11 protein-coding genes are annotated in these 14,368 nt (G+C 66.2%); 1 reads left to right on the top strand and 10 read right to left on the bottom strand.

What is annotated here, in order from left to right; translation table 11 throughout:
* Positions 1 to 60 precede the first annotated feature (60 nt).
* The 8 genes from AC1DFE_RS05565 to AC1DFE_RS05530 all read right to left on the bottom strand — a co-directional run bounded on the left by AC1DFE_RS05565 (position 61) and on the right by AC1DFE_RS05530 (position 10,409).
* Positions 61 to 834, bottom strand: a complete 774-nt coding sequence (locus AC1DFE_RS05565) for a hypothetical protein (RefSeq protein ID WP_476904906.1) — start codon at positions 832 to 834, stop codon at positions 61 to 63.
* 554 nt (positions 835 to 1,388) lie between these two features.
* On the bottom strand, positions 1,389 to 2,459 hold the full coding sequence (locus tag AC1DFE_RS05560) for a Gfo/Idh/MocA family protein (protein WP_476904905.1): 1,071 nt from the start codon (positions 2,457 to 2,459) through the stop codon (positions 1,389 to 1,391).
* Between the two features lie 114 nt (positions 2,460 to 2,573).
* Positions 2,574 to 3,299, bottom strand: coding sequence for an ABC transporter ATP-binding protein (locus tag AC1DFE_RS05555; protein WP_476904904.1), 726 nt, complete (start codon positions 3,297 to 3,299; stop codon positions 2,574 to 2,576).
* A 2-nt stretch (positions 3,300 to 3,301) separates the two neighbouring features.
* Positions 3,302 to 4,738 carry an ABC transporter permease gene (locus AC1DFE_RS05550; protein ID WP_476904903.1) on the bottom strand — a complete coding sequence of 479 codons (1,437 nt, stop codon included), beginning with the start codon at positions 4,736 to 4,738 and terminating at the stop codon, positions 3,302 to 3,304.
* Positions 4,739 to 5,057: 319 nt separating this feature from the next.
* Positions 5,058 to 6,158: a substrate-binding domain-containing protein gene (locus AC1DFE_RS05545; RefSeq protein ID WP_476904902.1), complete on the bottom strand. Its 1,101-nt coding sequence runs from the start codon at positions 6,156 to 6,158 to the stop codon at positions 5,058 to 5,060.
* Between the two features lie 54 nt (positions 6,159 to 6,212).
* Positions 6,213 to 7,490 carry a multiple monosaccharide ABC transporter permease gene (gene mmsB / locus AC1DFE_RS05540; RefSeq protein WP_476904901.1) on the bottom strand — a complete coding sequence of 426 codons (1,278 nt, stop codon included), beginning with the start codon at positions 7,488 to 7,490 and terminating at the stop codon, positions 6,213 to 6,215.
* Positions 7,491 to 7,493: 3 nt separating this feature from the next.
* Positions 7,494 to 9,089 (bottom strand): multiple monosaccharide ABC transporter ATP-binding protein, encoded by a 1,596-nt coding sequence (gene mmsA, locus AC1DFE_RS05535; RefSeq protein WP_476904900.1) that lies wholly within the window; start codon positions 9,087 to 9,089, stop codon positions 7,494 to 7,496.
* A gap of 129 nt (positions 9,090 to 9,218) precedes the next feature.
* The gene (locus AC1DFE_RS05530; protein WP_476904899.1) at positions 9,219 to 10,409 is read right to left on the bottom strand and encodes an ROK family transcriptional regulator; all 1,191 of its coding nucleotides are present in this window, start codon (positions 10,407 to 10,409) and stop codon (positions 9,219 to 9,221) included.
* Positions 10,410 to 10,646: 237 nt separating this feature from the next.
* Here AC1DFE_RS05530 and AC1DFE_RS05525 point away from each other — a divergent pair, with 237 nt between their 5' ends.
* Positions 10,647 to 11,450 carry a nitrilase-related carbon-nitrogen hydrolase gene (locus AC1DFE_RS05525; protein ID WP_476904898.1) on the top strand — a complete coding sequence of 268 codons (804 nt, stop codon included), beginning with the start codon at positions 10,647 to 10,649 and terminating at the stop codon, positions 11,448 to 11,450.
* A gap of 28 nt (positions 11,451 to 11,478) precedes the next feature.
* Here AC1DFE_RS05525 and AC1DFE_RS05520 read toward each other — a convergent pair whose 3' ends face one another.
* On the bottom strand, positions 11,479 to 13,113 hold the full coding sequence (locus AC1DFE_RS05520) for a PucR family transcriptional regulator (protein ID WP_476904897.1): 1,635 nt from the start codon (positions 13,111 to 13,113) through the stop codon (positions 11,479 to 11,481).
* Positions 13,100 to 14,335: an alanine racemase gene (gene alr, locus AC1DFE_RS05515; RefSeq protein WP_476904896.1), complete on the bottom strand. Its 1,236-nt coding sequence runs from the start codon at positions 14,333 to 14,335 to the stop codon at positions 13,100 to 13,102. Before alr ends, AC1DFE_RS05520 begins: the two co-directional genes overlap by 14 nt.
* Positions 14,336 to 14,368: the final 33 nt, after the last annotated feature.

Below are 14,368 nucleotides of genomic sequence, written 5' to 3'. Positions count from 1 at the left end.
AGGCGCTCAGGGCAACCCGATTGGCCGTGTGTCTGCCCCGGGGAGGCAGAAAGGGCCCAACTAGTCAGGAGAGGAGCCGGGGTCGATGGCCACCGGCGAAGGAACGTGCTGAAGGGGTCCGCTGACAGGGACAAAGCCCATGAGCGGCAGGTATTCAAAGGGGCTGTTTAGCCAGGCGGCCGAAGCAGAAGGGCCGCCGGAGGACGGGCCGCTGCCCGAGCCTGAGGCCGGAGACGGCAGCAGCGCTTCGGGCGACGGCGTACCGTCTCCACCGGATGACGAGTCTCCGCCAGCGGGAAGCTTCGGGGCAGGCCCCTGGTGGTTGGCGGCTTTCGGCGCAACCGGGTGGCTCGAATGCGCAGGGAATCCGGCGGCAGGCTGGACATACTGTGCAGACACCACGGAGGGCCTGGCAGCGATGCCAGACACGGCCACGGGACCTGCGGGAACTCGTCCTGTATCGGCGAGGTTAATCAGAGGCCGCCGCTCGGGAACCACGACAAGGCCCGCCTTGACGTCCGCGACCGGCGCAGCTGTCGGAGCCATCAGAGGCGGTGTTTGCGTGAGCACATCAGAGACCGGCGCGACAGGAAGCTCGACAGGCAGGACTTCAGTTACCGGGCGTACGGCCTCAGGCACCGGGCTCATGGCATCGGTCACTGGCTTCACAACCTCGGACACCGGTTTCGCGACAGTTCCGGCTGGGTCCGTCAGCGCGCCGGCAACCGCAGAGGCGACAGGATCGGTTACGCCGCCCACTCCGTCGCCGGGAAGTGCCTCTGCCAGGGGCAGTCCGCCAAGGGCAGCGTCAACAGGCTCGACAACGTCTCCCACAACGGGAGCCACGACGGCCACGGGTGTTGGGACCGCTGGCACGGAAGGAGGTGGATTTGTTGGCGGAGCCGTACCGATGGACGGCTGTTCAGCCGGAGCCGGCGCAACCGTTACCGGCAATGATGCCGGGAGGGCTGCCGGATCGACGGCCGGAAGTGGGAGCGGAGCTATGGCCAGTGTGGGTTGAGCAGCAGCTCGGGCTTGGTGTGCATTTGAGGAAACCAGCGCACCGACGCTGCCCGCCACACTGTCCGTGCTGCCTTCGACGGACGAGACCGCCGAGGAGATACGGCCGCCAAATGGATCGGATTGGTGCGAATTATCGGCGTCGGCGGCCGGCGCCGACACAGCCAGCCAGGCAATAGCAGCAGCACCGGCAAAAAGAGCCGGGCGCACAGGGCGCAACGCTGACCACGACAAAGCCGCTATGGTCATGCTTAACACCCCCCAGCTCACCGAATGAATCGACGATCGACTACAGCCTAAGCCTGCCCCAAAGTGAGAGTCCAGACCCGGGAGAATGATTCTTTCGATTGGATGAAGGACGCAGAGGCTCAGTGGGCGTCGTTGGGGTACGCGACACCGAGCTGGGCGCGCACGCCATCGAACAGCCGCATCGTATTGAGTGAGTCCTCAAGGGGCATCACCGGGCTTTCGGTGAGGCCCTGCTGGACGCATCGAGTGACCTCACGAAGCTCGTAGGTATAGCCCCGCCCCGCCACCTCGAAGAGTTCTATCCGCGGTGTCTCCTGTCCGATCCCCACCACCAGCTTCTTGGGGTTGTTGATCGACCCGAGTGTCTGCAGGTATCCCAGGCTTCCGGCAACCGTCGCGGTGCGGGGGCCGTGGGCGAGCAGGGATGAGGTGAGCTGCGCCTGTGCGCCATGGTGGTAGCCCAGGGTGAGCGCATTCTGGGCGTCTACGCCGTCGTCGTTCAAGGTGCCCATGGCACTGACTGTCTGCGGGAAACCCAAGGTACCGAGGGCCCACAGCAGCGGGTAGACGGTGATGTCGAGAAGCGCGCCGCCGCCGTCCTGCACAGCCCAGAGCCTGGCGGTGGGGGAGTAGGGTGCCGGAAAGCCAAGGTCCGCAGTCACCCACTGGACAGTTCCGAGTTCGCCCGAATGCGCGATGTCGAAAGCCCTCTGCATGCTGGGCAGGAAGCGGCTCCACACGGCTTCCATCAGGAACAGCTTCTTTTCGCGGGCCAGCTCGATCAGCTCGGCAGCCTCGCGGGCATTGATGGTGAACGCCTTTTCGCAGAGCACATGCTTGCCCGCGCGAAGGGCCGCCCGCACCACCCGGTGGTGCTGCGCGTGCGGTGTGGCCACGTACACCACGTCCACCGAGTCGTCGGCGAGGAGGCGCTCATAGCCGTGCTGTCCGCCGTCGTCCCCGTACGCCACAGCAAAGCCGAACTCGGCGGCAAATGCGTCTGCGGTGTGCTGGGCGCGGGAGCTGACTGCATACAGTGCTGCGTCTTCCAGCAGCGCCAGATCCCGCGATACCAGGGACGCGATCCGGCCGGTGGCGATGACACCCCACCGCAGTTGGCGGCCCGTGGCGGCGAGCGGATCCTGGTTGGACTGGCTGAAGAGCCACGGCTTGGCGATCGGTGACGTCATGACGCCATCCTCTCACCCGGGTGCGGGAGCGTTGGTTTAAAACGTGCGAAAGGTGAGGGAGGGTTTTCCGGGCCGCCCCCACCTGTCGCGCCAACTACGACGCTGCCGCGCAAACTATACTGCCGTGGCTGCCCCGACTGCCGCCGGCTCGGCAGCCCGGCCGCGGACGGGTTCCTCCGTGAGCCTGCCCTGCTGCAGCCGGAACCTGCGGTCCGTCTTGTTGGCAAGCGTGCGGTCGTGCGTCACAACGAGGATGGTGGTGTTGTGGTCGCGGCTGAGGGAGCTGAGCAGCTCGATGATGTGCTCGCCGGTCTGCTCATCCAGGTTGCCCGTGGGCTCGTCGGCGAGGATTAGCTTGGGTTCGTTGGCGAGGGCCCTGGCGATGGCCACACGCTGCTGCTCGCCGCCGGACAACCGGTTGATGCGCCGGACGTGCTTGTCCGGATCGAGCTGCACCTGTTCCAGCAGTGCCCGTGCCCGCTCGGCCCGGGCGGACTTCCGCATTCCGGCGAACTCCATGGGCAGCATGACGTTGTCCAGAGCGGAGAGGTTGGGCACCAAGTTGAACTGCTGGAACACGAAGCCAATGTCGCGGCGCCGGTACTCCGTCAGCTTGCCGTCGGGCATGCCCGCCAGACTCACGCCGTTGACGACGACGTCTCCGCTGGTGGGCTTGTCCAGCGCACCCAGCAGGGAAAGCAGCGTGCTTTTGCCGCTGCCGCTCTTGCCCACGATGGACGCCAGCGTGCCCTGCTCCAGCTCGAAGCTGACGCCGTTCACCGGCTTGATGGTGCGGTCGCCGGACTTGAACGTGCGGACGAGATCCTTGACTTCAATCATGGCTATTCTCCTCGGAGGACTTCGATGGGGCGGATGCGGGCGGTGAGCAGGGCCGGAACCAGCGCGCCGATGATGGCGACGCCGAACACTGCCGCGATGCCGGCGGCAAGGATGCCCGGCGACACGCTGGCGGTGACGGAGGTGAGCAGTTGGGACGCGCCGCCGAACGGTCCGCCCTGGCCGCCGCGGAAGCCGCCGGCGAAACCGCCGATGCGCTGGCCGGTGGGGGCCGCCGTCGTGCTGGTGCTGGAGCTGACCAGTGCGGAGGCGATGTTGCCGCTGGCGAACGAGGCGATGATGGTGCCCACAACGCTGCCGAGGGCCACCAGGACCAGGGCCTCGAGCACGAACTGCAGTCCGATGGTGCGGTTCGGCGCGCCGATGGCCTTGAGCACGCCGATTTCACGGCGGCGCTCGCGGACCAGCATGACCATGATCAGGAGGATGATCAGCCCGGCCGTGCCGAGTGCTGCGATGAACGCCACCATGGAGATGTTCTTGACGCTGTCCAGGGATGTGACGGCGGTTTCGAGGTTGCGCTGGCCCTGCGTGACGTCGGCCTTGTTGGTGCCGAGCGCGCTCTGCAGTGCCGTCTTGGCTGCGTCGACGTGCTCCATGCTGTCCACCGTGACGATCATCGTGGACAGCTCGCCGGGCAGCTCGGCCAGGGTCTGGGCCGTGGGGAGCGTGACGTAGAGGGCGTTGTTGCCGAACGCGGTGCCTGCGTCGAACAGGCCGGCGACGGTGAAGGTTTTGCTGTTGATGGTGAAGGTGGAGCCGACCTTGAGGTTGTTCTTTTCGGCGAGGGTGGTGCCCAGCAGCGCCTTGGTGGACTCGGCCGTATAGTCCCCGAGCCCGATGCCTGAGGTCAGTTCGAGTGCCTTGCCGGTGCTGTCCACCCCTGCGCCGGTGCCGGTGGCGGTGATGGGAAGGGACCGTGCAGGCTGGGCGGTTCCGGTGGTCCCAGTGGTTCCCGTAGTTCCGGAGCTGGCCTGGTTGCGCGCGCCGAGCGTTCCGGCATCGACGGCCGCGGTGAGGCTGGTGGTCAGCGTGGTGGTGGTCTGGCCGCCCAGGCCGCCCTGCCTGCCCGGACCGGCCTGGGTGCCGGCCGCCGCCTGCGCGGCAGCTTCGGTCGCGTTGCGGAGCCGCAGCGCCTTGGTTCCGACGACGGCGGTCACGTTCGGGACGCCGGCCGCCGTCGCGGCCTGTTCGGCGGTGAGCGGCTCCCCGCCGCCTTCAAAGCCCTGGCCGCCGGCCGGGTTCACGGTCAGCACCGTCCCCACCGACGCGTTCAGCTCATGGACTTTGGCCCCGACGGCCTGGTTGGCCACCAGCATGGCAAGGGCCAGACCGATGGCGACCGCCAGCACGGCCACAACCGCGGCGGTTCGGACCTTGTTTCTAAACGCATTGCCTACACTTCGGGCGAGGACGCTCACTGCACTCCTTGGGATCACATGCCGGGGGATTGGCCGGCTTCGGATCCCACACTGGTCCCCGCTGCTGTGCAGGGAACGGGGCGAACCTATGTTTTCCCTGTGAAGCTAGCTAGGAGCGCAGGACGTGAGAGGGGGTCGGGTCAGGTGTTGCAGGGAGTGAGCGAGGGTCGGGTCAGGTGTTGCAGGGAGTGAGAGGGGGTCGGGTCAGGTGTTGCAGGGAGTGAGAGAGGGTCGGTGGCATGCAAAGAGCCCCGGCCCTCCCTTGTGAACTGGTCACGTGCGGGGGAGCCGGGGCTCTGTTGCGACAGCGTCTGCGGTGTTACTTGGTGATCGGTCCCAGTACCGGATCGCCTTCGTAGGCGGTCTTGACGTTTGCCTTGGTCACGATGACCGGCTCCAGCAGGTAGGCCGGAACGGTCTTGACCTTGTTGTTGTAGGACTTGTCATCGTTGATCTCCGGCGTCTTGCCGGCCTGGATGTCCTTGACCATGACGATTGCATGTTCAACGAGCTTGCGGGTGTCCTTGTTGATGGTGGAGTACTGCTCGCCGGCCATGATGGACTTGACCGATTCAACCTCGGAGTCCTGACCGGTAACCACCGGAAGCGGCTTGCCGGCACCCTTCGCCGACGTCAGGATGGCGCGGGCCAGGGTGTCGTTGGGGGAGAGGACACCATCTATCGCGGCGCTGGTGTAGGTGCCTGCGAGCAGGGTATCCATGCGCTTCTGGGCGTTCTCTGCCTTCCATCCCTGGGTCACAGCCTGCTCGAAGGACTTCTGCCCGGAGAGCACCTTGAGGGTACCGTCGTCGATCTTCGGCTGCAGCACGCTCATGGCGCCGTCGAAGAAGACCTTGGCGTTGGCGTCGTCCGGGGAACCGGCGAAGAGCTCGACGTTGTACGGGCCCTGCGGCTTCTTGGCCTGCATGCCTTCCAGCAGCGCCTTGCCCTGCAGCTCGCCCACCTTGAAGTTGTCGTAGGCCACGTAGTAGTCCACGTTCGGTGTGTTCAGCAGCAGGCGGTCATAGGCGATGATGGTGGCGCCGGCGTCCTTGGCCTGCTTCAGCTGGGTGCCGAGCTGCGCGCCGTCGATCGCGCCGACGACGATGACCTTGTCTCCCTTGGTGATCATGGCGCTGATCTGGTTCTGCTGCTCCGAGACGCCGCCGTTGGCGAACTGGACGTCCGGCTTGAACCCGGCCTGGCTGAGCCCGTCGTTGAACAGCTTCTCGGCAAGGACCCAGTTCTCGCTGGTCTTCTGGGGAAGCGCGACGCCGATGGCGGAGTCCTTCGGGAACGCCTCACCGCCGGAGCTTGCGCCGCTCGTTGTGCCGGTGTCGGAACGGCCGCAGGCTGTCAGCGCCAGTGCCGCAATGGCAGCGATTGCTGCCGCCTTTCCTGCCTTACCAATCATTCGCATGTGCTCGGTTCACTTTCTATAGGGGTGGGAAATGATCCGGGGAGCGGGTGGTGCTCAGGCTTCCCGGGAGATGGTTTCCTTGGTGGAGGTCACTTCGTCCGGCTGGAGCGCGGTGCCGCCGCTGGGGCGGTTGAAGCTCTGGGTCAGCATGCCGATGATGGACCGCTTGCCCTGGCTCTTGTTGTAGACGTCGAAGGCGACGGCGACCAGCAGGACCAGGCCCTTGATGATCTGGGTCAGGTCGGCGCCGACACCCAGGAGCTGCAGCCCGTTGTTCAGCACGGCCATGACCAGGCCACCGACGATCGAGCCGATCACCGTACCCACGCCGCCGGTGACGGCTGCGCCGCCGATGAACACAGCGGCGATGGCATCGAGTTCCCAGCCGACGCCGTCGAAGGGTCCGGAGGCCGTGGAACGGCCCACGAAGATCATGCCGGCGAGGCCGGCCAGGATGGACATGTTCATCATCACCAGGAAGTTGACCTTCTTGGACTGGACGCCGGAGAGCTCGGCTGCGTGGCGGTTGCCGCCCACTGCGTAGACGTGGCGGCCGACGACGGTCTTGGCGGAGATGAAGCCGTAGATCAAAACCAGGACGGCAAGGATGAGCCCGGGGATCGGGAACGAGGTTCCCGGCCGGCCCGTGGCGAACAGGTACGTGGCGTACAGGATGGCGCCGCAGACCAGCACGAGCTTGGTGACGACGACCCAGCCCTCGGGGACCTCGGCGCCGAGCGCCTTGGAGGTGCGGCGGGCGCGGATTTCACTGAAGATCACGAACGCGACGCCCAGCAGGCCGAGCAGCAGGGTGAGGTTGTTGAAGCCCGTGTTCGGGCCAACCTCGGGAAGGTATCCCGAACCGATGTACTGGAAGTCGTCGGGGACCGGGATGGTGTTGGACTTGCCCACGAACTGGTTGAAGCCGCGGAACAGCAGCATGCCGGCCAGCGTCACGATGAAGGCTGGAATCCCCACATAGGCCGTCCAGAACCCCTGCCAGGCGCCGATCAGGGCACCGAGGGCGAGGCCCAGCAGAATGCCCAGGTACCAGGGGATGCCCCAGTCCCTGATGGCCAGGGCCACTGTGACGCCGACAAATGCCGCCACGGAGCCCACCGACAGGTCGATGTGGCCGGCGATGATCACCAGCACCATGCCGATGGCGAGGATCAGGATGTACGAGTTGCCGTTGAAGAGGTTGATCACGTTGCCCGGAGTCAGCGTGCGGCCCGCGGTGGCGAATTGGAAGAAGACGATCAGTGCCACCAAGGCGAAGATCATGCCGAATTGGCGGGTGTTGCCGCCAAAGAGCTTCTTGAGCGCGTTCATTTGTCAGTCCTTGTTCTGGAAGGTTCTGGAGGATTCCAGAGGGTCGGCGGTTTTTCTGGCGGAGGTCATGAGCTTCATCAGGCTCTCCTGGCTGGCGTCGTCCTTATCTAGGACGCCGGTGATGGACCCTTCGAAGATGGTGTAGATGCGGTCGGAGAGGCCCAGCAGTTCGGGGAGCTCGGAGGAGATCACGATGACGCCCTTGCCCTGGTTGGCCAGCTGCTGGATGATCCCGTAAATCTCGTATTTGGCGCCAACATCAATGCCGCGGGTGGGCTCGTCCAGGATCAGCAGGTCCGGATCGGTGAACATCCACTTGGCCAGAACCACCTTCTGCTGGTTCCCGCCGGAGAGCTTGGCCACACCCTCCTCCACGGACGGCGTCTTGGTGCGCAGGGATTTGCGGTACTGCTCGGCCACGGTGAATTCCTTGTTGGTGTCCACAACGAAGTGCTTGCTGATCTTGTGCAGCGCGGCCGAGACGGTGGTGGTTTTGATGTCATCCAGGAGGTTCAGGCCAAGGGACTTCCGGTCCTCGGTGACGTAACCGAGGCCGGCATCAATGGCCTGTTTAACGCTCTTGAGGTGAAGTTCCTTGCCGTTCTTGTAGATATGGCCGCTGATGAAGCGGCCATAGGAGCGGCCGAACACCGACCGTGCCAGTTCCGTGCGGCCGGCGCCCATGAGGCCGGCGAAGCCAACGATTTCGCCCCGGCGGACGAAGAAGTTGGAGCCTTTGCAGACCATGCGGTCCTGGACCTGCGGGTGCCCGACGGTCCAGTTCTTGACCTCGAACAGAACCTCGCCGATCTTGGGCTCGTGGTCCGGGAACCGGGATTCCAGCGTCCGGCCCACCATGCCCTTGATGATCCGGTCCTCGTCGACGCCGTCGGCCTTCACATTGAGCGTCTCGATGGACTTGCCGTCGCGGATGATGGTGATGGAATCCGCGATCTGTTCGATCTCGTTGAGCTTGTGGGAAATGATGATGGAGGTGATGCCGCGGCCTTTCAGGCCCAGGATCAGGTCCAGCAGGTGCTGGGAATCGGATTCGTTCAGCGCCGCGGTGGGCTCGTCGAGGATGAGAAGCTTCACGGACTTGTTAAGCGCCTTGGCGATCTCCACCAGCTGCTGCTTGCCGACGCCGATTTCCTTGACCGGAGTATCCGGGTCCTCCCGCAAACCCACCCGCGCGAGCAGCTCGCGGGTCCGGGTACGGGCCTCGGCCCAGTCGATCACGCCGCGCTTGACCGGCTCGTTGCCCAGGAAGATGTTCTCCGTAATGGAGAGCTCCGGGATCAGGGCGAGCTCCTGGTGGATGATCACAATGCCGGCGTGCTCGCTGGCCCGGATGTCCTTGAACTGCTGGACCTCGTTTTGGTACACGATGTCGCCCGTGTAGCTGCCGTAGGGGTACACGCCGGAGAGCACCTTCATGAGGGTGGACTTTCCGGCACCGTTCTCCCCGCAGATCGCGTGGATTTCCCCGGCCTTCACCCGAAGGCTCACATCAGACAAGGCTTTAACGCCGGGAAATTCCTTGGTGATGGAGCGCATCTCCAGAAGAACCGGCTCGCTTTGCGTGTTGAGGGACGTCATTTGCCCTTACGCCTCCAATGCATTGACTTCGTTGTCTTCCCTGCAATCCGCAGGGCCGTCTGATGAAAAAAGTAGATGGAGCATGCCCTTGTCGTCAAGTATTTAACGCAACGGCGGGATAACGAAACGCTACGTTCGCCTGATTCCGGCGTGCTGGAAGACCAGCGATGCCGCGCCCAGCGCCTCCGCGCGGTCATTTAGGGACGACATGGTCAGGGTGGTGGTTTCGCCGATGACCGGCACGGCGTGCCGCACCAGACCGCGCCGGATGGGGTCCAGCAGGATGTCGCCCAGCCCCGCCAGGGGACCGCCCACCACGATCACTTCGGGGTTGATCAGGTTTGCCACGTTCCCGAGCGCCCTGCCCACGGCAAGGCCGGCGTCGTCCACCACGCGCAGGGTGGCGGCATCCCTCGACAGCGCCTTCCGGACGATGTCCTCGGGCGTGAGCGGGCGCTCCTCGCCCCGGCTCAGGAGCTCGATCATGGTGGTGGTGGACGCGATGGTCTCCAGGCACCCCCTGTTGCCGCAGCGGCAAATCAGTCCGTGTTCGTGGATGGTCGCATGTCCGATTTCGCCGGTGATCCCGACGTTGCCGTAGTACGGGTTGCCATTGAGGATCAGGCCCGCGCCAATGCCGGAACCGATCTTCATGAACAGTAAATTGCTGATGCCGCTGTGCGGTCCCCAGGTGACCTCGGACAGGGCCCCCAGATTCGAGTCATTGTCTATGAATATGGGGAAAAGGAACGCCTCTTCGAGGCGGTCCTGGATGTCGATGCCCACCCACTCGGGCAGGATCGCCCCCTGCGCGACGGTGCTGGTCCGGCGGTCGATGGGGCCGGGGATTCCGACGCCGGCACCCACCACCGCGCTGCGCTCCACTCCGCTGTCCGCCAGCAGTTTGTCGAGCAGGGCGACGGCGGCCTGGATGCCCTGCTCGGCCTGGTGTCCGAGGGGCAGGAGTACCGATTCCTCGGCGATGATGTGGTAGCTGAGCGAGGCAAGTACCACGCGCAGGTGCCGCCGGCCGAAGTCGATGCCCACCGCCACGGCACCGTTGCTGTTGAGCCGGACGTTGAGCGCGCGCCGGCCTGAACTGGTGGTCGGCTCGGTGGAGGCCAGGCCCGAATCCTGCATGATTTTGACGATGTTGGACACTGTCGCGGTGGACAGTCCCGTCTGCCGTGCCAGTTCCGCCTGGGTCGAAGGACCGTTGAGCAGGCATTCGATGATCCGTTGCTGGTTCAAGTGCCTGAGCGCGGATTGCGACCCGGGGTTTTTGGTTCGGCTCCTCGTTGAGCGCGATGGTGAGGGCATGAAATGAACATTGCACCATCGTCGGCCTTGTAGTCAAGAAGTTAACGCAATGCCCTGCGAAGTGGACCAGCATGCGGAAGCACGCGGGCAGCGGGCAAACCGCCCCGCGGGCAGTTCGGGACGGTGCAAATGGACCGGCCGGCGGCCGCCGCCCACGGATACGCTGAAGGAAACGACGCCCGGTGCTGGGCGGGGCGTCCACGAAGACTCGAGGTGATCACGGTGAAGCTGGCGCTGATGCAAGCGAACTCCAGTGTTTTGGACATCGACCGGAACTGCGGAGCCATCGAGCAGGCCGCGCGCAAGGCCTCGGAAGCGGGGGCCGCGGTGCTCCTGACACCCGAGCTTTTCCCGGTGGGCTACGCCCCGCTGCGCGTCCGGGCGGAGCTGGACCCCGGCGTCTTGCCCGGCATCCGGCAGGCTCTCGCCAGCATCGCCGCCCGCCACCGGATCGCGCTGGTCTACAGCCTGCCCGCGGTCACGGACGACGGGCAGTGGCAGATCACCGCCACGGTCCTGGACGGCCGGGGAAACGAACTGCTCAGCTACGCCAAGGTCCACCTTTTCGGCCCGGAGGAGCGCAAGGCGTTCAGCCCCGCGGAAGCAGCCCCCGCCGTCGTCGATCTGGGGGGCATCAGGACCTCGCTGGCCATCTGCTACGACGTGGAGTTCCCCGAGACCGCGCGCGCGGCGGCCGCGGCGGGCGCCGAGCTGCTCCTGGTTCCCACGGCGCTGGCCCACGGCTTCGAGTCTGTTCCGCAGGTGCTGCTGCGCGCCCGCGCGCTGGAAAGCCAGCTGACCGTCGCCTATGCCAACCACTCCGGCGAGGAGGGCGGCTGCGACTTCCTGGGCGGAAGCGTCATTGCAGGCCCCGACGGCGAACTGCTCGCCTCTGCCGGTCCTGGCCCGGAACTGCTGTACGCGGAGGTCAGCGCGGAGGCGGCCCGCGTGGCGCGGGACGCGGTGCCCTATCTGCGCGAACGCCGTCCCGATGTTTACCGCTCCTGGGAAGAAGCCCGAGGCACCGCAAAGCCGTCTTAGGCAGCGCGTCAGGTTGCGTTAGGCAGCGTCAGGTCGCGGCCGGCAGTTCGTCCGCGTACTGCAGCGCAATCCAGAGTTCGGCACGGACCTGAGCCTGGTTCAGGTCCGTGTCCAACAGCTCGGCCACCGCGTTGATCTGCCGCCTGACGCTGTTGCGGTGCAGGCCCAGTGCCTTGGCGGTGGCATCCCAGTTGCCGTTCTCGCCGAGCCAGGCCCGCAACACGGACAGGTGGGCTGTGCAGCGGTCGCTGTCCTGGCTGAGCAGCGGCTCCAGCAGCCGGCCAGCCAGCATGGTTCCCGCTTCGTGGCCCAGCAGTCCCGCGACAGTCCACGTCACTTCGCCCACCCTGGCGCTCTTGCCGGTCCTCTGGACTCGCTGCCGCAGCGCCGTCACCCGCTGGTAGGCGCTGCCCAGATCCGTGAGCTCGGTGGTGTCCCCGACGACCAGCAGCCACCCAAGCTTCTCGACTTCGGCGAGCAGTGCGTCGTCCACCCTGAGCCGGGTGATGGCAGCAAAGCCGAAGTCCGTCATTTCCACGAGTTTGGTGTCGAACAGGCGGCGCCACTGCAGCAGCTCCCGCACCGGGCTCTCCGCCGCGCGTCCGGCGGCCTGCCCCGCCCGGATGCCCTGCCCCGCCCGGATACCCTGGACAACGCGCAACGTACCGGAGCGCGTGGCCGAAGTGCTTTGGGCCAGCAGGTCCCGGAGTCCATTGATGTGCCGGGCCCCGCCGGCAAACAGGCTGTCCGGGTGCAGCAGCAGCGACGTCGCCAGCTGGCTCGGTGCCAGTGACCCGCTGGTCCGTTGCCGGACCAGTAGCTCAAGGAGTCCGACGGCGGAGGAGACGACGCTGTTCTGCGCGGGCGTCAGCGGCGAGTCAGTACCCAGCACCAGCGCGCCAAGGTTCGCGTCGCGGGTGCTGCGCAGCGGGTGGCCGAACACGAGCGCAGATCCGGGAACGTCGTAGGAATCCATCTCCACCCTCGGCCCGCTGCCGGCCAGGAGCCGCTCGAGCAGGGGCTGCAGGGTGGAGACCTCAACGCCGGAGCCCGCCCTGGCCCGCAGCCGCCCGTCCGCGCCGACCAGCACGGCCCAGACGGGGACCCTCTGGACCAGCGCGGCCAGGAGTTCGTGTTCGGGCCGGGCGGACAGGACGGCGCGCATCAGCTGCCTGTTCGTGTCCGCGAGGTGGCGGAACACCTTCGCATTGTCCGACTCCAGCAATTGCGAGAACTCGAGCCCGATGGCGGCAAACGGGACAGTGCTGGGCACCCTCACAAGGGTCAGGTTATGCCGGACGCAGGCTTCCACCACAGTGTCCGGGACAGCGTCGAAGTATGGCTCCAGGCCGAAGCCCAGGGCCCCGACCCCGGCCTTCACCAGGCGCCCGACGTAGGCGTCAACCCGTGCGGCGTCACCGGCGTCGCCAACGAAGGGCAAACCTGCGGTGAGGAGGAACTCGCCGTCGAGCAGGTACGGCGTGGGGTCCTCCAGCTCACTTGGCTCAACCCAGCGAAGCAGGCCTGCGCCGTTGCCGCCGTCGTGCAGAACGGTGAGCTCGGGCGGCAGCTTCGCCAGGAACTGTTCCAGGGTGACCACACTCAGCCGCTCCGCTGCACCGGCTGCCTGGGCGGTTCGCCGCCCGGCCTCAGGCGGAGACATCGGGTGCCCCGTCCCCGGGCTCCTCGTAATCCGGGCACTCGTGCGCCTGCGGGAGGCTGTAGGACCTGGGCAGGCGCGGCGCGATCCTGTTGATGATCTCGTCGCCGTGGCTTCCGATTGCGGCGCCCCATTCATCGGCGCTCGCGGCCCCGCTGCGGGGATCGCCGAACAGGACGGCCGTATCACCAACGCTGACTCCGCCAGGCTCCGGACCCAGATCCACCATGAACTGGTCCATGCACACCTTGCCGATCACGGGAACTCTTCTGCCGCCCAGCTGCACAACGCTCCGGCCGGAAATGCCCTTCGGGATGCCGTCCGCGTAACCCAGCGGGATCAGCGCCAGGGACCTCGGCTCGTGGGTGATGGCCTGGTGCTCGTAGCTCACGCCGGTGCCGGCCGGAACTTTCTTCACGAGCACCACGGGTGCTGTCGCTGTGAGCGCGGGCCGGAGACCGTAATGGGCCGGGTCAAGGTGGTCCGCCGGGGCGAGTCCGTAGATGGCCAGCCCCGCCCGCACCATGTCGAACGCAAATTCCGGCCGGTCCAGGATGTTTGCCGAACTGGAAACGTGGCGCAGTTCCGGATTCAGTCCAGCCTCGCGGGCCTGGCGGACGGCCGCTTCGAAGGCATCGACTGCGGCGGCATTCCCGGGGTGGGCGGGAACATCCGCCCACGCCAGGTGGGTCCAGATGCCGCGCACCGCAAGGTGACCGGCGAGTTCCGCCTCCCGTGCTGCGGCCACCAGACCAGGCCAGTCCTCGGCACGGGCGCCGCCACGGCTCAGGCCGCTGTCCAGCTCGAGGTGGACAGCGGCTGGCTGCCCCAGGGAACGCGCGATACCCGCCACGATATCCAGTTGGGTGACGCTGCCCAGCGAGATGTCGACGTCGTGGCTGACCGCCTCACGGATCGTTTCGCTCGACGCGGTGGCAAGGTACAGCCACGATAGGACGGGTGCCGTGATGCCGGCCCGGCGCAGGGCCAGGGCCTCGGTAAGCTGCGCGGTACCTAGCCAGTCGGCGCCGGCGGCGAGGGCTGCGCGGGCCACGTCGATCAGGCCATGGCCGTAGCCGTTCCCCTTCACCACCGCCATGAAATGCGGCGCGGGCGTGAGCTCCCGGAGAGCGCGGACATTGTCTGAAATGGCGGACAGGTCAACGCTGACCTGCCCGGTAAGCACCGCCTCGGGCATGCTTGTCTGTTGTGCAATACGTCTCATGCCAGAACACTATAGGTCATTTTGCACACCCAT

This window comes from Arthrobacter sp. 05T423 (assembly GCF_056396245.1).
This window is presented reverse-complemented; position numbering and strand designations above follow the sequence as displayed.

Coding starts and splice junctions, on each gene's coding strand:
- AC1DFE_RS05560 (WP_476904905.1), bottom strand. CDS start 2,459: ATGACGTCACCGATCGCCAAGCCGTGGCTCTTCAGCCAGTCCAACCAG.
- AC1DFE_RS05555 (WP_476904904.1), bottom strand. CDS start 3,299: ATGATTGAAGTCAAGGATCTCGTCCGCACGTTCAAGTCCGGCGACCGC.
- AC1DFE_RS05545 (WP_476904902.1), bottom strand. CDS start 6,158: ATGCGAATGATTGGTAAGGCAGGAAAGGCGGCAGCAATCGCTGCCATT.
- mmsB (WP_476904901.1), bottom strand. CDS start 7,490: ATGAACGCGCTCAAGAAGCTCTTTGGCGGCAACACCCGCCAATTCGGC.
- mmsA (WP_476904900.1), bottom strand. CDS start 9,089: ATGACGTCCCTCAACACGCAAAGCGAGCCGGTTCTTCTGGAGATGCGC.
- AC1DFE_RS05530 (WP_476904899.1), bottom strand. CDS start 10,409: ATGCCCTCACCATCGCGCTCAACGAGGAGCCGAACCAAAAACCCCGGG.
- AC1DFE_RS05525 (WP_476904898.1), top strand. CDS start 10,647: ATGCAAGCGAACTCCAGTGTTTTGGACATCGACCGGAACTGCGGAGCC.
- AC1DFE_RS05520 (WP_476904897.1), bottom strand. CDS start 13,113: ATGTCTCCGCCTGAGGCCGGGCGGCGAACCGCCCAGGCAGCCGGTGCA.
- alr (WP_476904896.1), bottom strand. CDS start 14,335: ATGAGACGTATTGCACAACAGACAAGCATGCCCGAGGCGGTGCTTACC.